Annotated in this window: 14 protein-coding genes and 1 pseudogene; 3 read left to right on the forward strand and 12 right to left on the reverse strand. The window is 67.8% G+C overall.

Annotated elements, in window-relative coordinates; genetic code table 11:
* Positions 1-34: 34 nt before the first annotated feature.
* The 6 genes from PL79_RS13490 to argS form a co-directional block, all read right to left on the reverse strand.
* Positions 35-1,675, reverse strand: a complete 1,641-nt coding sequence (locus PL79_RS13490; protein ID WP_044846185.1) for an ABC-F family ATP-binding cassette domain-containing protein — start codon at positions 1,673-1,675, stop codon at positions 35-37.
* Between the two features lie 192 nt (positions 1,676-1,867).
* A complete protein-coding gene (locus PL79_RS13495) occupies positions 1,868-3,463 on the reverse strand; it encodes an ABC transporter substrate-binding protein (RefSeq protein ID WP_044846186.1) in 1,596 nt (531 codons plus the stop codon).
* Between the two features lie 517 nt (positions 3,464-3,980).
* Positions 3,981-4,754 (reverse strand): SDR family oxidoreductase, encoded by a 774-nt coding sequence (locus PL79_RS13505; protein WP_044846187.1) that lies wholly within the window; start codon positions 4,752-4,754, stop codon positions 3,981-3,983.
* Positions 4,755-4,773: 19 nt separating this feature from the next.
* Positions 4,774-5,415 (reverse strand): thiol:disulfide interchange protein DsbA/DsbL, encoded by a 642-nt coding sequence (locus PL79_RS13510; protein ID WP_044846188.1) that lies wholly within the window; start codon positions 5,413-5,415, stop codon positions 4,774-4,776.
* 69 nt (positions 5,416-5,484) lie between these two features.
* The gene (locus tag PL79_RS13515; protein WP_044846189.1) at positions 5,485-6,396 is read right to left on the reverse strand and encodes an SPOR domain-containing protein; all 912 of its coding nucleotides are present in this window, start codon (positions 6,394-6,396) and stop codon (positions 5,485-5,487) included.
* A gap of 113 nt (positions 6,397-6,509) precedes the next feature.
* The gene (gene argS / locus PL79_RS13520; RefSeq protein ID WP_044846190.1) at positions 6,510-8,291 is read right to left on the reverse strand and encodes an arginine--tRNA ligase; all 1,782 of its coding nucleotides are present in this window, start codon (positions 8,289-8,291) and stop codon (positions 6,510-6,512) included.
* A 200-nt stretch (positions 8,292-8,491) separates the two neighbouring features.
* Here argS and PL79_RS13525 point away from each other — a divergent pair, with 200 nt between their 5' ends.
* Positions 8,492-8,815: a DUF1840 domain-containing protein gene (locus PL79_RS13525; protein ID WP_044846191.1), complete on the forward strand. Its 324-nt coding sequence runs from the start codon at positions 8,492-8,494 to the stop codon at positions 8,813-8,815.
* 283 nt (positions 8,816-9,098) lie between these two features.
* Here the strand turns inward: PL79_RS13525 and PL79_RS13530 are convergent, their stop codons facing one another.
* The 6 genes and pseudogenes from PL79_RS13530 to PL79_RS13560 all read right to left on the reverse strand — a co-directional run bounded on the left by PL79_RS13530 (position 9,099) and on the right by PL79_RS13560 (position 16,817).
* Positions 9,099-9,725 carry a hypothetical protein gene (locus PL79_RS13530; protein WP_235879265.1) on the reverse strand — a complete coding sequence of 209 codons (627 nt, stop codon included), beginning with the start codon at positions 9,723-9,725 and terminating at the stop codon, positions 9,099-9,101.
* A 148-nt stretch (positions 9,726-9,873) separates the two neighbouring features.
* On the reverse strand, positions 9,874-12,591 hold the full coding sequence (gene metH, locus PL79_RS13535; RefSeq protein WP_044846193.1) for a methionine synthase: 2,718 nt from the start codon (positions 12,589-12,591) through the stop codon (positions 9,874-9,876).
* 46 nt (positions 12,592-12,637) lie between these two features.
* A complete protein-coding gene (locus PL79_RS13540; protein ID WP_044846194.1) occupies positions 12,638-13,705 on the reverse strand; it encodes a homocysteine S-methyltransferase family protein in 1,068 nt (355 codons plus the stop codon).
* A gap of 318 nt (positions 13,706-14,023) precedes the next feature.
* Positions 14,024-14,281: a BTH_I0359 family protein gene (locus PL79_RS13545; RefSeq protein ID WP_006477667.1), complete on the reverse strand. Its 258-nt coding sequence runs from the start codon at positions 14,279-14,281 to the stop codon at positions 14,024-14,026.
* A gap of 244 nt (positions 14,282-14,525) precedes the next feature.
* Positions 14,526-15,804, reverse strand: a pseudogene (locus PL79_RS13555) (DUF3108 domain-containing protein).
* A gap of 137 nt (positions 15,805-15,941) precedes the next feature.
* Positions 15,942-16,817, reverse strand: coding sequence for an IclR family transcriptional regulator (locus tag PL79_RS13560; RefSeq protein ID WP_044846196.1), 876 nt, complete (start codon positions 16,815-16,817; stop codon positions 15,942-15,944).
* 127 nt (positions 16,818-16,944) lie between these two features.
* Here PL79_RS13560 and PL79_RS13565 point away from each other — a divergent pair, with 127 nt between their 5' ends.
* Positions 16,945-17,937, forward strand: coding sequence for a fumarylacetoacetate hydrolase family protein (locus PL79_RS13565; RefSeq protein ID WP_044846197.1), 993 nt, complete (start codon positions 16,945-16,947; stop codon positions 17,935-17,937).
* Positions 17,938-18,067: 130 nt separating this feature from the next.
* Positions 18,068-18,895, forward strand: coding sequence for an enoyl-CoA hydratase/isomerase family protein (locus tag PL79_RS13570; protein WP_044846198.1), 828 nt, complete (start codon positions 18,068-18,070; stop codon positions 18,893-18,895).
* The last annotated feature ends 40 nt before the right edge of the window (positions 18,896-18,935 follow it).

Below are 18,935 nucleotides of genomic sequence, written 5' to 3' on the forward strand. Positions count from 1 at the left end.
ATCACGCGAAACGACGAACGACCGTGAGCGTCAATCACGCGACGGGTTCGTAACGCCACCCGTCGCGCTGCCATTGCATCGTGTGCGTCGGCGCGAGCGCCGCGAGAAACGCGGCGTCGTGCGACGCGACCACCAGCGCACCGGGGAAGCCGGCCAGCGCGGCTTCGATCGCGCGCACCGATTCGAGATCGAGGTGATTGGTCGGCTCGTCGAGCAGCAGCAGCTGCGCGGGTGTGCCGCGCCACAACGCGCACGCAAGCGCGGCCTTCAACCGCTCGCCGCCGCTCAGGCGCTGCACCGGCTGCGTCGCGCGCGCGGCATCGAGCTGCAGCAGCGCGAGCCGGCTGCGCAGCTCGCCTTCGGCGAGCGGCGTAGCGAGGCTGCCCAGCTGTTCGACGATCGAGCGCTCGGGATCGAGCAGCGCGAGCCGCTGGTCGAGATACGCGGCGCTCACGTGCGTCGCGCAGGCGCCCGAGCGCGGCGCGAGTTCGCCGGCGAGCATGCGCAGCAGCGTCGATTTTCCGCAGCCGTTCGGGCCCGTCAGCGCGATGCGCACCGGGCCGCTGGCCGACCACGTGATCGCGTCCGCGCGCCCGGCGGTGCGCCACGGCAGTCGGGCGCGCTCGAGCGTGAACAGCTGGCGGCGCGCGCTGACCTCGGTGCCCGGCAGCGACACGAGTACCGGCGCGTCGGCTTCGACGCGCGCGGCTGCGTCCTGCACGCGTTCGTCGAGCGTCGCCTTGAACGCGCTCTGGTCGCGGCGCACCTGCCCCATGATGTTGCGCGCGGCGCCCTTGCGCCGCTGCTTCGCGCCCGACGACAGGTTGGCCGTCTTCGCATCGCGCAGCGAGCCGGCCGCGTGGCGCTGGATCGTGTCGTGTTCCTGTTCGAGCCGGCGCCTGGTGCGCCCGCGCTCGGTGCGCGCATGCTCGAGCGCGGCCTGCGCGGCATCCTGTTCCGCGTCGCGTTGCGCGCGATACAGCGCGTAGTTGCCGCCGTAAGTACGCACGCCGTGCGGCGTCAGCTCGACGATGCGCTGCACGTGCGCGAGCAGCGCGCGGTCATGGCTGACGATCACGATGCCGCCGCGCCAGCCGTCGAGCGCCGTGCGCAGCCACGCGCGGCCCGGCGCGTCGAGGTGGTTGGTCGGTTCGTCTAGCACCAGCAGCCCGGCCTCCGACAGCAACGCGCCGACCAGCGCGACGCGCGCCATCTGGCCGCCGCTCAACGCATGTGCCGGTGTATCGGCTCGCACGTCGTGCAGGCCGGCTGCGTCGAGCGCCGCGCGCAGCCGCTCGGCGAGGTCCCAGCGGTCGCCGATCAGGTCGAAGTCGTGTGCGCTCGCACGGCCGTCCGCGAGGCGCGCGAGGGCCGCGAGCGGCGCATCGAGCGCGGCGATTTCCGCGACGGTCTGCGTGGCGTCCGGCGCGTCGTCGTGCTGCTGCGCGACGTAGACGACCGACGTCTGCCGGTCGATCGCGCCCGCGCTCGGCGTGCGCCGGCCGGCGATCAGTTGCGCGAGCAGGCTCTTGCCGGCGCCGTTGCGGCCGACGATGCCCGTCGGCGTGCGGTCGATGGAAAGGTCGAGCGAATCGAACAGCGTGACGCCGTCGTCGAAGCGGAAGGAAACGTGATGAAGCGCGACGAGCGCGCCGGTCGGCGTGGCAGCAGCCATAAGCACCTCCGAAAATGCGTGAAACCCTTCGCGCGCGGCGTGCGTGGCACGGCGGCGAAAACATTTTTGGGAAGGCTTAGTTGTTCACTTCGGCTGGCGTCCGGTATGAGGAATGAGCGCGCAGTGTAGCAAGCGCGGCGCGCGGGCCGCAAGCGACGGGCCGGGGCGCCGTCGCTTGCGCGCCACGCGCGGTTACTGCACGGCGACTGCCGCGAAGTTCTGCCGGCCGAACGGGCTGACGTGATAGCCGCTCACGTTCGCACGCGTGAGCGCGGCCGCGGTCGGGTAGCCGAGCGGAATCCACAGCGCCTCGTCATGGATGATCTTCTGCGCCGATTCGTACAGCTTCGCGCGCTTGCCCTGGTCGGCGGTCGACTTGCCGTCGGCGATCAGCTTGTCGAGCTGCGCGTCGCAGAAGCGCGCGAAGTTGATGCCCGACTTCACCGCGTTGCAGCTGAACAGCGGCGACAGGTAGTTGTCCGGATCGCCGTTGTCGCCGGCCCAGCCCATGAACAGCATGTCATGCTGGCCGAGCTTCGCCTGCTTGATCAGCTCGCCCCACTCGATCACCTTCACCTCGGCCTTCACGCCGATCTTCGCGAGGTCGGCCTGCAGCAGTTCCGCGCCGGCCTTCGGGTTCGGGTTCAGCACGCTGCCGGTCGGGCGCGTCCAGATCGTCGTCGAGAAGCCGTTCGGGAATCCGGCCGACGCGAGCAGTTGCTTCGCCTTCGCGGGATCGTACGCATACGGCGCGACGTCCTTCGCGTAGCTCCACGTGTTCGGCGGATACGGGTTGTTCGCGGCCGTCGCCGTGTTGTCGAACACCACCTTCAGGTAGGTCGAGCGATCGAACGCGAGGTTCAGCGCCTCGCGCACCTTGTCGTTGTCGAGCGGCTTCTTCTGCGTGTTCAGCGCGACGAACGCGGTCATGAACGCGGGCGTCTGCACGACCTTCAGCGCGCCTTCGCCCTTCGCGGCGAGCACGTCCTGCGGTTTCGGCGACAGCGCGATCTGGCATTCGCCGGCCTTCACCTTCTGCATGCGCACCGACGGGTCGGGCGTGATCGCGTAGATCAGCCGGTCGACCTTCGGCTTCGCGCCCCAGTAGGCCGGGTTCACGTCGTAGCGGATCAGCGCGTCCTTCGTGTAACTCTTCAGCACGAACGGGCCGGTGCCGATCGGCTTCGCGTTCAGGTCGGCCTGCTTGCCGGCCTTCAGCAGCTGGTCCGCGTATTCGGCCGAGTAGATCGACGCGAAGCCCATCGTCAGGATCGGCACGAACGTCGCGTTCGGCTCGTTCAGCACGAACTTCACCGTGTTGTCGTCGACCTTCGTGACCGACTTCACGAGTTTCACGAGACCCATCGACTGCGCGTGCGGGAAGCCGCTCGCGCCGGCCACCTTGTGCCACGGGTTCGCATCGTCGAGCATCCGCGAGAACGTGAACACGACGTCGTCCGCGTTCAGCGGGCGGCCCGGCTTGAAGTAGTCGGTGGTCTGGAACGCGACGTTCGGGCGCAGATGGAACGTGTACGTGAGGCCGTCGGCGCTCGCTTCCCATTTGTCGGCGAGCGCGGGCACGACCTTCTTCGCGGCTTCGTCGTACGACACGAGCGTGTTGAAGATCACGTCGGCCGATGCGTTGGTCGTGACGAGCGAGTTGTACTGCACGACGTCGAAGCCGTCCGGGCTCGATTCCGTGCAGACGGTGAGCGGCTTGGCGGCGGCGAGGCCGGGGGCGGCGAGGGCGGCGGCGACGGCGGCCGCGGCGAACAGCTTGACGTGCATAGGTTCTCCCACGTTGCTTGTGATTTTTGCTGGGTGTCGGAATGCGGGCGTGGCCCGGTAACAGGCGGGGCCGGCGCGGCTGGCGGATAGCATACCGTCAAAGCGCGCGGTGCGTGAAAAAAGGCGCCGGAACGCAGCGAATTGAGCGAGAAACGGCTGCGTTCGCGACGGAATGCGTGCTGGGGCGGCGCAGCGCGGGGAGATGAGACAGGCGCGACGGCGAACGACCGGCGGCCGAGATTTGGGGGGCGGGGAGAGCGCAGGCCAAAGCGGATCGGCGAGGATCGGTGCCGATCGACGCGAATCGGCTGGATCACCGAATCACCGAATCACCGAATCACCGAATCACCGAATCACCGAATCACCGAATCACCGAATCACCGAATCGCCGAATCGCCGAATCACCGAATCGCCGAATCGCCGAATCGGCAGAATCGGCAGAATCGGCAGAATCGCCGCGCCGGCTGCGGCGAGTCGTGTGGAAGGAGGAGCGGTGCGTGCGACGTTGGCGCCGCACTCAATGCGCGCCGGCCTTCGGCTTGCGCGGCGCCTTCTCGAACAGGCGGTCGTAGAGCCAGCGCGGCAGCACGTGCAGCACTTTCGCGACGACGCCCATCTGCCACGGAATCACGCGGAACGCGTGCTGCCGCGCGATCGCGCGCGCGGCGCGGGCCGCGAAGCGGTCGGCGTCCATCAGGAACGGCATCCGGTACGGGTTGTGCGCGGTCATCGGCGTGCGGATGTAGCCGGGCGCAATCGTCACGACGCCGACACCGGCCGGGCGCAGTTCGACGCGCAGCGCCTCGAGATACTTGATCGCGGCCGATTTGGACGCGCTGTACGCACCTGACCCGGGCAGGCCGCGCACGCCGGCGACGCTCGCGACGCCGACCAGCGTTCCGTGGCGCGCGGCCGTCATCGGGCCGACGAACGGCTCGAACGTCGCGACCATCCCGTAGTAGTTGATGTCCATCACGTTGCGGAACGTGGCGAGATCGCCCTGGCCCGTGACGGCGCCCTGGCTGATGCCAGCGTTCGCGATCACGACGTCGGGGCAGCCGTGCGCGGCGATGAACGACGCGGCGGCCGTCGCGAGCGCGTCGGCGTCGCGCACGTCGGCGGAATAGACGGAGACGGACAGCTTGGGAAAGCGTCGCGCGAACGCATCGAGGGCATCGGTGCGGCGCGCGACGAGGGCGAGCGTGGCGCCCTGGCGGGCGTATTCCTCGGCCATCGCGAGGCCGAGCCCGCTCGACGCGCCGGTGATGAAGACCTTCAGCGGAGTAGTCATGCCGGCGCGCGGGCGGGGATCAGAGCTTCTTGTCCTGAACCTGCTTCACGAGGTAGTCGAGCACCTGCGCGGTACCCGGGATGCTGTTCGTGTAAGCCGGGCCCGTCTTGTACTTGCCCTGGACCACGATCGTCGGCACGCCGTCGATCGCGTAGTTCTTCAGCAGCTCGGCCGACTGCTTCACCTGGCCCTGCACGCTGAACGAGTTGTACGCGTCCATGAACTGCTTCTTGTCGACGCCCTGCGTCGCCAGGAAGTCGGCCTGCGCCTGCGGCGTCAGCAGGTAGTTCTTCTGCTTGTGGATCGCGTTGAAGATCGCCGGCGTGACCTTCTCCGAAATGCCGAGCGCCGACACCGCGTAGAACAGCTTCGAGTGCGGGAGGAAGTCGTCACGGAAGGCGACCGGCACGCGCTTGAAGTCGATGTTGTTGCCCTGCTTCTTCACCCAGGCCTCGACGGTCGGCTCGAATTCGTAGCAGTGCGGGCAGCCGTACCAGAAGAACTCGATGACTTCGACCTTGCCGGCCGGCGCGGACACCGGCTGCGGCGACTTCATCACCTCGAAGTCCTTGCCGGACACCGGTGCCGCGGGCGAAGCCTGGGCGAAGCCGGCTGCGGCCAGGCCGAGGGACAGAAGGAGCGTGCTAAGCAGTTTTTTCATGTTGTGGACGTCGAATCAGTTGCTCGGGTTACGAAACGTAACGGGTTCTGCGTGGGCGCGGCCGGTTGCTTACTGCTTCGTGAAACGGATCACCGCCGTGTCGACACCTGCATCGGACAGGCGCTGGCGGGCCGAGTTCATATCCTCGAACTTCGAGAACGGGCCGACGCGCACGCGGAAATAGGTCACGCCGCTGACATCGCGCTTCGACACCTTCGACTCGAAGCCCTGGAAGCCCAGCCGAGCGCGCTGCTGCTCGGCGTCGCCTTCCGTCTTGTACGCACCGACCTGCAGGAAGTAGCCGGTGTTCGCGTCGCTTGCGGTCGGCGGCTTCGCTGCCGCGGCGGACGTCGCGGACGGCGCCGGCTTCGGCGTGTTCGCGGCCAGTTGCTGTTGCTGCTGTTTCTGCGCGGCAGCCTGCTGCGCCTGCTTCTGCGCGGCGAAGCGCGCGAGGTCGTCCTCGCCGCCTTGCTGCTGCTGTTGCTGCTGTTGCTGCGCCTGTTGCGTCTTCTTCGGCGGCGGCGGGTTGTCGGCCGGCTTCGGCGCGACGGCGACGCCGTTGCCCGACGACGCGTTGTTCGATGCGGTGGTGTTGCTCGAGCCGCTGGTGTTGCCGGAGCCGTTCGTGTTGCCCGACGGCGGCACTTCGACGATCTGCGGTTCGGGCAGCAGGCCGCCCTGGGTCTGGTTCGCGGCCTGGCCGGGCGCGGTGTTGGGCGGCGCGGATTGCGCGGCCTGCGGCACCGGCTGGCCGGGCGTCTTGCCTTGCAGCGCGCGGTTCGGGTCGAACTGCTGCGGCTGGCTCGCGGCGTTGTCGGCCGGCGGCGGCGCGACCTTCGACACGAACGGCGACGGCGACCGCGTGATGTAGAGCGCCACCACCACCGCGATCGCGAGGCCGACGATCAGGCCCAGCACGATTCCAAGAAATGTCCCTCCGGCTTGTTTCGATTGCTTCGAAGTTCGGCGTGGTTGTGCCATTGCTTGAGTCACCTGCAAAAAGAATCGTGAAAAGGCTGCGACGGGCATCCGGCGGCGGGTGCTCCCGTCGCAGGCGCGCCTGCCGCAGCCATTCGCTGCCCGGTCCGGGCCGCTTACATCTTGGCGGGCGCGGACACGCCGAGCACCGCCAGGCCGTTCTCGAGCACTTGCCGGGTCGCGGCGAGGAGCGCGGCGCGCGCGTTGCGCGGCGCTTCGTCGTCGACCAGCACGCGCTCCGCATTGTAGAACGAGTGGAATTCACCAGCGAGATCGCGCAGGTAGAACGCGACCGCGTGCGGCGCCAGTTCGTTGGCCGCGTGCGTGAGCATGTCCGGATACTCGGCGAGCTTCTGCATTAGCGACACGGCCTGCGGGCTCGTGAGCTGCGACAGGTCGGCACCCGGCAGCTGCGCCGCGTCGACGTTGTAACGCGACTTCAGTTCGTTGAGCACCGAGCAGATCCGCGCATGCGCGTACTGGACGTAATAGACCGGGTTCTCGTCGTTCTGTTTCAGCGCGAGGTCGATGTCGAACACGAATTCGGTGTCGGCCTTGCGGGAGATCAGGAAGAAACGGACCGCGTCGCGGCCGCGCGTGATGGTCGCCTCGTCGATCAGGTCGGGGGCCGCTTCCTGGCCCGGCGTCGCGCCTCCCGACCATTCGATCAGGTCGCGCACCGTCACGTAGCTGCCCGCGCGCTTCGACAGCTTCACTTCCTGGCCGTCGCGCATCACGGTGACCATCTTGTGCAGCACGTAGTCGGGATAGCCCTTCGGGATGCCGATGTGCAGGCCCTGCAGGCCCGCGCGCACGCGCGCGATCGTGCCGTGGTGGTCCGAACCCTGGATGTTGATCACCTTCGAGAAGCCGCGCTCCCACTTCGTCACGTGGTACGCGACGTCCGGCACGAAGTACGTGTACGTGCCGTCCGTCTTGCGCATCACGCGATCCTTGTCGTCGCCCTCGTCGGTCGTGCGCAGCCACAGCGCGCCGTCCTGCTCGTAGGTCATGCCGGCCTTGATCAGCGCGTCGACCGTCTTCTCGACCCGGCCTTCGCTGTACAGCGACGACTCGAGGTAGTACTGGTCGAATTTCACGCCGAACGCCTGCAGGTCCATGTCCTGCTCGTGACGCAGGTACGCGACCGCGAACTTGCGGATCGCGTCGAGATCGTCGATGTCGCCCGCGCCGGTGACCGGCTCGCCGTCCTTCGCGGCAACCGTCTCGCGGTTCAGGTAGTCGCGTGCGATGTCGGCGATGTATTCGCCGTTGTACGCGGCTTCCGGCCAGCCCGCGTCGCCCGGCTTCAGGCCGCGCGCGCGCGCCTGCGTCGAGATCGCGAGGTTGCCGATCTGCACGCCGGCGTCGTTGTAGTAGAACTCGCGGTGCACCGCGTAGCCCTGGCTCGCGATCACGTTCGCGAGCACGTCGCCGAGCGCCGCCTGGCGGCCGTGGCCGACGTGCAGCGGGCCGGTCGGGTTGGCCGACACGAATTCGAGCAGCACCTGCTTGCCCTTTTCGCGATCCGACGTGCCGAACGCACGGCCCTGGTCGAACACGGCGGCGATCACCGCCTGCTTCGCGGCGGCCGTCAGGCGCAGGTTGATGAAGCCGGGGCCGGCGATTTCGGCCGCGTCGACGAGCCCTTGCGCGGCCGGCTGGGCCGTGAGCGCGGCGACGATCTGCTCGGCGAGCTGGCGCGGGTTCGTGCCGAGCGGCTTGGCGAGCTGCATCGCGACGTTGCACGCGACGTCGCCGTGCGCGGCGACCTTCGGGCGCTCGAGCGTGATGGCCGGGGCGACGAACGCTGCGTCGGCGCCTTTCAGCGCGTGTGCGACCTGCGTGACGCTATCCGCGAGCAGGGCTTCGAGGGTCTGTTTGTGAGCTGGCAGCATGCTGGTAGAAGGCTTCGTTGGTGGCGGCCGGAAACGCCGGCCGGCCGGCGCGCTTTTTAAGCGCGCGTTTCAGGGATCGCAGAATTTTAACAGGTGCTAATATGCCGCTCAGGCGCCCCGCGTCCGCGAGGCCGGACGCCGGCCTGCCGGCGTCCCCCAACCGCGCCGCGCAGGCACAACAAGATGAAAAGGGAATAGTCATGATTACGTTCAAGAGCAAGGCGGCACAGGATCTCGACGTGCTGAAGGATTTCGCCGTATACGTGCTGGGCCTCGTCGGCAAGCAATTGGGCGAACGCGGTGTCATTACGCACGACGAACTGGACCACGCGATCGCGAAGCTGGAAGGCGCGGTCGCGCAGGCGAAGCAGGAGCGTGCCGAGCACGCCGGCCATTTCCACGAGGACGAAGACGACCACGCGCACCACGAAGTGCCGCCGAGCCTGGCGCAGCGCGTCGCACCGTTCCTGACGATGCTGCGCGAAGCGAAGGCCGGTCAGGCCGACGTGCATTGGGGGTTCTGAACTCCGTAGTCTGGCCGACGCGGATCGCGAGGTCGGCAAGGCAACAACGAGCCTGCTCGATGCAGGCTTTTCTTTTGTCTGATGAAATCCGGGCCGGGCGGCTGGCCGCTCGCCTTGACCGGCAAGGGAAATTCCTTATAATTCAACGCAAGACTATGTGAAAGCGGGTGCGAAAACATAGTGCCGCCCGGGCAACCGGGTCCCACCTGGAGTGGGTATTTCGTCGATGGACGAAAAGAGAATCCCGCATGCGACGGCTGCCGAAAGGCGGCCGTTGGTTTTTCTACGCACGAATCTTCCGGCCTTCCAGGCTCGCGCGCAGCAAGGTGCGCAACGCCACCTTCCGGGCGTCCCGCTGGCGTTTCGTCAGGTCGCCCTCCAGCAGATAGGCGGATTGGACCCGCAGGACAAGCCTGCGCTTTCTCGCCCGATCCTTCGACACCTCGAAAAACACCGCGTACACGCGCTGCGTGCCGTCCGACAACACCGTTTCCACCGTGACGAAATTGCGTTGCCGTTCGTCCGCGACGACGATCCGGCGTGCCGGCAGCCCGACGATCACGTCGCGCAACAGTCGTCGCGACCCGTGATACCGGTCGGCGCACAGCACACGTGTCTCGCGGCCGTCGTCGTAGATTTCGTCATCCGGGATCGCGTCGCGATCACGCTGGTCCCATTTGAAGCTGCGCGTAAAGCAGTGGCACGAGAACAGCACCAGGACCGTCACGTCGAATCCGGTTTCCAGATCGCAGATGAACGTCAGCGGGCGCAAATGGCTCAGATCCCAGCGCTCGCCGCGGTAGATCGTCGGCGGGAACGAGCTCGCACTGTCAGCTGGCGTTTCGGTGATCCGGATTTCGAAGGTCGGCATGCGGGAACGATTTTGGGAGAAGGGTGCCGTGCCGCCCACGCGCGCAAGCCCCGAGGCTTGGCGTTGTCGCGACTTCGCTTCCGGTTATCGAGATTAGGTATCCTGATGAATCGTGTCGTTGTGCGACGCGCCCCTTGATCGGGGCGCGTGGCGATGGAAGCCGCGGATGGCGCCGCGGTCGATGCGGTTAAAGCTGCGGCGCGAGCGCGCGGCGCGCGTCGTCGAGCGACAGCTGCATCCGTTGCGCGTAGTCGTCGAGCTGATCCTGCCCGATTTTGCCGACCGAGAAGTAGCGGCTGTCCGGATGCGCGAGATAGAAGCCCGACACGCTCGCCGCCGGCAGCATCGCCAGCGAATCGGTCACGCTCATCCCGATTTCGTCCGCGTGCAGCGCGGCGAACATGTCGCGTTTCACGAGGTGGTCGGGGCAGGCCGGGTAGCCGGGCGCCGGGCGGATGCCCGCGTACTTTTCGGCGATCAGCGCGTCGTTGTCGAGCGTCTCGCCGCTCGCGTAGCCCCACAGCTCGCGGCGCACGCGCGCGTGCATCGCTTCGGCGAACGCTTCCGCGAAGCGGTCGGCGAGCGCCTTCAGCATGATCGCGCTGTAGTCGTCGTGGTCGGCTTCGAACTGCTTTTCCTTGACGTCGACGCCGAGGCCGGCCGTCACCGCGAACATGCCGATGTAGTCGGCGACGCCCGATTCCTTCGGCGCGATGAAGTCGGCAAGCGAGCGGTTCGGGCGCATCACGCCGTCGACCACCGGACGCACGCTCTGCTGGCGCAGGTTGCGCCACGTCATCAGCACTTCCGAGCGCGATTCGTCGGTGTAGATTTCGATGTCGTCGTCGTTGACCGTGTTCGCCGGCAGCAGCGAGATCACGCCGTTCGCGGTCAGCCAGCGGCCCTGGATCAGGCGCGCAAGCATCGACTTCGCGTCGGAGAACACGCGCCGCGCCGATTCGCCGACGATCTCGTCGTTCAGGATCGCCGGGTACGGGCCCGCGAGATCCCAGGTCTGGAAGAACGGGCCCCAGTCGATGTAGTTCGCGAGTTCGTTCAGGTCGTAATTCCTGAACACGCGGCGGCCGATGAACTTCGGCTTCACGGGCTGGTAGCCCGCCCAGTCGATCTTCGTCTTGTTCGCGCGCGCCTGCTCGAGCGTGACCATCGGCTGCGCCTTGCGGTTTGCGTGCTGGTCGCGGATTCGTTCGTAATCGGACTTCAGTTCGTCGAGGTACTTCGCCGCGCCTTCGTCCGACAGCAGGTTCGACGCGACCGACACCGAGCGCGACGCGTCCGGCACGTAGACGACCGGGCCTTCGTAGTGCGGCGCGATCTTCACGGCCGTGTGCACGCGCGAGGTCGTCGCGCCGCCGATCAGCAGCGGGATCTTCTTCACGCGGAAGTAGTCGTCGCGCTGCATCTCGGACGCGACGTACGCCATTTCCTCGAGGCTCGGCGTGATGAGGCCCGACAGCCCGATGATGTCCGCGCCCTCGACCTTCGCCTTCGCGAGGATCTCGTTGCACGGGACCATCACGCCCATGTTGACCACTTCGAAGTTGTTGCACTGGAGCACGACCGACACGATGTTCTTGCCGATGTCGTGCACGTCGCCCTTCACGGTCGCGATGACGATCTTGCCTTTCGCGCGCACGTCGCCGCCCGCTTCCGCGAGCAGCCGCTTTTCTTCCTCGATGAACGGGATCAGGTGCGCGACGGCCTGCTTCATCACGCGCGCCGACTTCACGACCTGCGGCAGGAACATCTTGCCCTGGCCGAACAGGTCGCCGACGATGTTCATCCCGTCCATCAGCGGGCCTTCGATCACGTTGATCGGACGGCCGCCGGCCGCGGCGATCTTCGCGCGGACTTCCTCGGTATCCTCGACGATGAAGTTCGTGATGCCGTGCACGAGCGCATGCGAAAGCCGCTTCTCGACCGGCTGGTTGCGCCACTCGAGGTTCTCTTCCTTCTTCGCGCCGCCCGCCTTGAACTTGTCGGCGATCTCGAGCAGGCGGTCGGTCGAATCGTCGCGGCGGTTCAGGATCACGTCCTCGACGCGCTCGCGCAGCTCCGGGTCGAGATCGGCGTACACGCCGAGCTGGCCTGCGTTCACGATACCCATGTCCATGCCCGCCTGGATCGCGTGATACAGGAACACGGTGTGGATCGCCTCGCGCACCGGGTCGTTGCCGCGGAACGAGAACGACACGTTCGACACGCCGCCGCTCACCTTCGCGTACGGCAGGTTCTGCTTGATCCAGCGGGTCGCCTCGATGAAGTCGACCGCGTAGTTGTTGTGCTCCTCGATGCCGGTCGCGACCGCGAAGATGTTCGGATCGAAGATGATGTCTTCCGGCGGGAAGCCGACTTCGTTCACGAGGAAGTCGTACGAGCGCTTGCAGATCTCGGTCTTGCGTGCGTAGGTATCGGCCTGGCCCGTCTCGTCGAATGCCATCACGACCGCGGCTGCGCCGTAGCGGCGGATCAGGTTCGCGTGGCGGCGGAACGCGTCCTCGCCTTCCTTCAGCGAGATCGAGTTCACGATCGCCTTGCCCTGCACGCACTTGAGGCCGGCTTCGATGACTTCCCACTTCGACGAGTCGATCATGATCGGCACGCGCGCGATGTCCGGCTCGGACGCGATCAGGTTCAGGAAGCGCACCATCGCCGCCTTCGAATCGAGCATCGCCTCGTCCATGTTGATGTCGATCACCTGCGCGCCGTTCTCGACCTGCTGGCGCGCGACCGCGAGCGCCTCGTCGAACTGGCCGTTGAGGATCATCCGCGCGAATGCCTTCGAGCCGGTGACGTTGGTGCGTTCACCGACGTTGATGAAGAGCGTTCCGGACGTGACGTTGAACGGCTCGAGGCCGGCAAGGCGCATCATGTGATCGGTCATGGCGGTGCGAATTCGTATGAGGTAGGGCGGGCGTTGATGCGGTCGGTCAGGCGGCGTCGCTGTACTGGCTCGGCCAGCGGCGCGGTTTCACGTCGGCGAGCGCCTTCGCGATCTCGGCGATGTGTTCGGGGGTCGTGCCGCAGCAGCCGCCCGCGAGATTCACGAGCCCGGCCTGCGCGAATTCCTTCAGGAGGCCCGACGTGACGTCCGGCGTCTCGTCGAAGCCGGTGTCGCTCATCGGGTTCGGCAGGCCCGCGTTCGGGTAGCACGACACGTAGGTGTCGCACAGCTTCGCGAGCTCGGCGATGTACGGGCGCATCAGCGCCGCGCCGAGCGCGCAGTTCAGGCCGAACGTGAGCGGCTTCGCGTGGCGCAGCGAATTCCAGAACGCCTCGACCGTCTGGCCCGACAGGATGCGGCCCGATGCGTCGGTCACGGTGCCCGAGATCATGATCGGCAGGCGCTCGCCGGTGTCCTCGAACAGTTCGTCGAGCGCGAAGAGGGCGGCCTTCGCGTTCAGCGTGTCGAAGATCGTCTCGACGAGGAACAGGTCGACGCCGCCGTCGAGCAGCGCCTTCGCCTGCTGGTAATACGCGTCGCGCAGCTCGTCGAACGTGACGTTGCGCGCGCCCGGGTCGTTGACGTCCGGCGAGATGCTCGCCGTCTTCGGCGTCGGCCCGATCGCGCCCGCGACGAAGCGCGGTTTGTCGGGCGTCGCGTAGCGGGCCGCCGATTCGCGCGCGAGCCGCGCCGATTCGACGTTCATCTCGACGACGAGGTCTTCCATCCCGTAGTCGGCCTGAGCGACCGTCGTCGCGCCGAAGGTGTTGGTTTCGACGATGTCCGCGCCGGCCGCGAAGTACTGGTCGTGGATCTCGCTGATGATCTGCGGCTGCGTGAGCGACAGCAGTTCGTTGTTGCCCTTGATGTCGCGCGGGAAATCCTTGAAGCGCTCGCCGCGATACGCGGCCTCGTCGAGCTTGTAGCGCTGGATCATCGTGCCCATCGCGCCGTCGAGGATCAGGATGCGCGATTTCAGCAGCGCGGGCAGTGCGGCGCCACGCGTGTAGGGCGCGTCGAGCGGGGCGGAAGCGGCGAGAGGAGTCGCAGACATGGGCGAGAGACCGGCGAAGACGGGAAAACCGTCATTGTAGCCGGTGCGCCGGGGCGCCGCCCGGCCTCGCGCGGCGTGCAGCCGCCCGGCGCGGCATGCGGGTGGCGCGCACGGTCGTGGTGCAGGCAACGGTGCGGGCCCGATGCCTGCGTGCGCGCGGTCTGCGCGCAATGAACGCGCGTACCTGTGTGCGAGGCGCGCACCGGTGGCACCAAACGAAAACCCCCGCCCGGCGAACCGGACGGGGGCTTGGATCGGAGTGCTCGCGGCGCCGCTTAGTGCGGCGAATGGCCCGGCGATGCGCCGGGCCGCGGGTCGTCAGTGCAGGACGACGGGCATCATCATCAGGCTGTCGAACTGTCCGAGGAATTCGTCCACTTCGTCGAGCGACGGTTCATCCTCGATCAGCTGCTTCACGTGCGCGCGGAATCGCTCGGCGAGCTCGCCGTCGATGAAGATCTCGCGCTGGGCGTTCTTGTCGACGATTTCGTATCCGCCGGCATTCATCAGATGGTGGCCGGCCTGCGGCGCAAATTCGACGACGCAGTAGTTGGGGCTGTTGTAGATCATTTGCATGGCGGCACTCCTCTTCGCAGTGGCATCTGGCCTTGTTGTCCCGTAGGTGGGGCGGGCTGTGCCGGTTTCAAGGGGCTTGCGCTGCACACCCCGTTCTCCCGTTTGCGTGGGGTGTATCGGTTAGAAACCAATGTCTATCAAACGTTTCTTATTGTGATCCGGTGGACTGAAATAGTTGTTAAAGAGTGTCATCGGCCATTTCGGCAAGTCCTTTAATCGGTCGAAATTGCCGATTGGTCGATCGTCACGGCGCGGCCGGCGCCGAGGCCGGCAGTGCAGACGCTGGCGCGGGCGGTTGCACGGCGGGCGGCGGCGTGGGTTGTGCCGGCTCCGCGGCCGGTGCGCTGGCAGGCGCGTTGGTTGCGCCTTCCTTCGTTGCGCCTTGCGTCGCGCCGGCGGTCGGTGCATCCGGCGGGGCAAGCCGGCCGTGCCACAGCAGCTCGATCTGCGAACCGTTCGGTTCCGATTGTACGAGCCTCGCGGGCAGCCAGTCGAGCGACGGCGCGAGCCACATGTCGATGCGGCGCGTGTCGCCGTCGCGGCGCGGCAGCCGCATGAAATGGCGTGCCCGGATGATGCCGGCCTGCGTCTGCACGTCCTCGTCGCCGATCACCGTGATCGGCCAGGTCTCGCCGCTGTTGTTGTCGATCACGAAGAACTGTTGCGTGACGCCCGGCTTGTACGCGGCCGGATTGCCGCGCACGAGCCCCGACAGCTGCATCAGCATGCTGAAGCGATCCTGCACGCCGTCGGGCAGCGGCGCGTTGTTCGGCGTGCGCGTGAAGACCACCTGGCGGATCTCGCGGTTGAAGATCGCGATGTCCTCGGGCCGCTTGCCGCGCTTCTCGACATAGCGGTCGGGCGCGACGCCGAACGCGTCGATGCGGCCTTCGCTCCGGTAGGAGAACGGGCCGACGAACGGCACCGGCATCGACACCGACAGATCGTAGGTGCGCCCGTCGGTGCGCCAGTGGATCGTGCCGATCATGTTCTGCATCCCGTTGTAGAACGTGTCGTACTGCAGGTCGCCGGGCGGCGGCGCCGCGAACTTCACCGCCGCTCGTCGCGGGGCCCGGCGTCGCGCACTGGCGCCACTGGCGGCATCGCGGACGATGCGCGTGCGCGCCGGATGCGCCTGTCGTGCCGCTCGCGGCGGAGCGGCGGCGCGGCGGCTCGCCGTGCTCGGCCGTCTGCGTCGACGTGAGGACCGGCTCGGCGACGGCGCGGGCTTCGGTGCAGGCTTCGGCGTGGCGGGGAGCCGGTTTCGCCGGCGCCTGCTCGGCCGGATGTGCGGCCGGATGTTCGGCCGGCTTCGGCGCAGGCTGGCGCTCGATCGGTTGCGGCTTCAGCAATTCGATCTGCACCGGTATCGCGGCGGGCGCGGGCGGCGTGAACGCGTCGCGGCTGCGCGTCAGCCACAAGGCCGCGAGCGCGTGCAGCACCAGCACGACCACGAGCGCGATGCCCACGCGCAGCCAGCGGCGGGGCGGGGCGTGACGAGGACGGGTGTCGGCAGGCGGCATCGGCGAAACGGTACAGGGTTGGGGCGGTCGCGGCGCGCAGCGCGCGTCACAGCCGTCGGACCGCCGGATGCGCCGCGCGTTCGCGGTACATCGCGCGGGTGTCGCACGTGTGTAGCGCGCCCGGCGTGTCAGGCGTGTCAGGCGTCGCGCGCGTCCGGACTATAGCCGAGTTCGTAGGACAGTTTCTGCGCGCAGGCACGCAGCGCGGTGTCGATTTCGCCGCCCCACGCGATGTCGAACATGCCTTCCTGGCCGAGCGCGACGATCGCGAGCGCGAGTTCGCCGACCGCGTCGAACACCGGCATGCAGAACGCATGGATCGTCGGCAGCAGCATCCCTTCGACGCGCGCGGCCTGATGCGCACGCACGTCGGCGAGCACCGCCTCGACCTCGTCGAGCGTGCGCGGGCCGCCGTGATGCGGCGAGCGGCGCGTGTCGGCGAGTTCGCGTTCGAGCATCGCCGCGGTCTTGCTGCGCGGCAGGTACGCGGCGAACAGCAGGCCCGTCGCGGAGCCGAGCAGCGGCATCACGTCGCCGAGCTTCAGCGACGCCTTCGCGGGATGGCTCGATTCCATCCAGTGCACGATCGTCGGTCCCTGGTTGCCCCACACCGCGATGCCGACCGTCTGGTCGACGCGGTCGCGCAACTCGGTCAGCGCGATCCGCGCGAGTTTCACGCCGTCGACGCGCGCGAGCCGCGCGAGCCCCATCTGCAGCGCGAAGCCGCCGAGTTCGTAGCGGCCCGACACGGGATCCTGCGACACGACGCCGAGCCGCGAGAAGCTGACCAGGTAGCGGTGCGCCTTCGCCGGGCTCATGCCCGCGCGCTGCGCGAGGTCGCGCAGCATCATCGCGCGCGGCTCGCTCGTCAGCACATCGAGCAGGCGGAAGCCGACCTCGATCGACTGGATGCCGGAACGGAGCTTCTCGCCGCCTTCACCGTGTTCGCCGGCGCCGGTGTCGTCGGTGTCGGAATCGGCGGGATCGTCGTCGGGAAGCGGGCTGGCAGGCATGGGCAACGGGGGCGCGACAAGGCGGCAAGGGTCGGGACGAAAACGGCGCGCACGATCGTGGCGCGCCGCACGGATTCACCATCGTAAAATAGATTCCCTCCATCGTCACTAAAACGGCAGATACCCCATGAAACTTGCATCGCTGAAGGACGGCACGCGCGACGGCCAGCTGATCGTCGTGTCGCGCGACCTGCACACCGCGGCGATCGCCGATGCGATCGCACCGACGCTGCAGCGCGTCCTCGACGACTGGGCGTTCTACGCGCCGCAACTGCGCGACCTGTACGACGCGCTGAACCACGGCCGCGCACGCAACGCGTTCGCGTTCGATCCGGCGAACTGCATGGCGCCGCTGCCGCGCGCGTTCCAGTGGGCCGACGGCTCCGCGTACGTGAACCACGTCGAGCTCGTGCGGCGCGCGCGCGGCGCCGAGATGCCGCCGGAGTTCTGGACCGATCCGCTGATGTACCAGGGCGGCAGCGACGATTTCCTCGGCGCGCGCGACGACATCATGTGTCCGTCCGAGGAATGGGGCATCGACTTCGAGGCCGAAGTCGCGGTGATCACCGGCGACGTGCCGATGAGCGCATCGCCGGACGACGCGCTGAAGGCCGTGCGGCTCGTCACGCTCGTGAACGACGTGTCGCTGCGCAACCTGATTCCGGCCGAACTCGCGAAGGGCTTCGGCTTCTTCCAGAGCAAGCCGGCCACCGCGTTCGCACCGGTCGCGGTGACGCTCGACGAGCTCGGCGACGAATGGCGCGAAGGCCGCGTGCACCGGCCGATGATCGTCCACTGGAACGGCAGGAAGGTCGGCCAGCCCGACGCGGGCACCGACATGGTGTTCCACTTCGGCCAGCTGATCGCGCACGCGGCGAAGACGCGTAACCTGCGTGCCGGCTCGATCGTCGGCTCGGGCACGGTGTCGAACAAGGACGCGAAGCGCGGCTACTGCTGCATCGCCGAGAAGCGCTGCCTCGAGACGATCGAGCACGGCGCGCCGCAGACCGAATTCATGCGCTACGGCGACACCGTGCGCATCGAGATGTTCGACGCGGCCGGCAAGTCGATCTTCGGCGCGATCGAGCAGGCGGTCGCCCCGCCCGACGGCGCGGCCTGACGCAAACGCGCCAGCCGACGCGAAACCCGGCCCCGGCCCGCGCGCCGGGTTTCGCCTGATGTTTGCCCGCGCGGGCTTGGCTACACTCGATTCAGGCGCTTCAGGCGTCTCGAGAACCCGGGAGCTGCGCATGGCCGATCTCGCCGCATACGGCGGTTACGAAGCACTGAAGGTGACACGCCGCGATCACGGCGTGCTCGACATCGTGATGAGCGGCGAGGGCGCGAACCGCAGCGGCCTCGCGACTGCGAACGAGCGCATGCATCGCGAGCTCGCCGACATCTGGCGCGACGTCGACCGCGATCCCGACACGCGCGTCGCGGTGATCCGCGGCGAGGGCAAGGGCTTTTCGGCGGGCGGCGATCTCGCGCTCGTCGAGGCGATGGCGAACGACTTCGACGTGCGCGCGCGCGTGTGGCGCGAGGCGCGCGACCTCGTCTACAACGTGATCAACTGCAGCAAGCCGATCGTGTCCGCGATGCACGGCCCGGCCGTCGGCGCGGGGCTCGTCGCCGGGCTGCTCGCCGACATCTCGATCGCCGCGAAGGACGCGCGCATCATCGACGGCCATACGCGGCTCGGCGTCGCGGCCGGCGATCACGCGGCGATCGTGTGGCCGCTGTTGTGCGGGATGGCGAAGGCGAAGTACTACCTGCTGCTGTGCGAACCGGTGAGCGGCGAGGAGGCCGAGCGGATCGGCCTCGTGTCGCTCGCGGTCGAGCCGGCCGACCTGCTGCCGAAGGCGTACGAAGTCGCGGAGCGGCTCGCGCACGGATCGCAGTCGGCGATCCGCTGGACCAAGTACGCGCTGAACAACTGGCTGCGCGGCGCCGGGCCGACGTTCGATACGTCGCTCGCGCTCGAATTCATGGGCTTCTCCGGGGCCGACGTGCAGGAAGGCATCCGCTCGCTGCGCGAGCGGCGCCCGCCCGACTTCCCCGGCGACGCACCGTTCTGACGCGCGTTATGATCGAACCAAAGGCGGCCGCTCGATCCGT

The organism is Burkholderia sp. USMB20, assembly GCF_000949135.2.
Classification (GTDB): Bacteria; Pseudomonadota; Gammaproteobacteria; order Burkholderiales; family Burkholderiaceae; genus Burkholderia.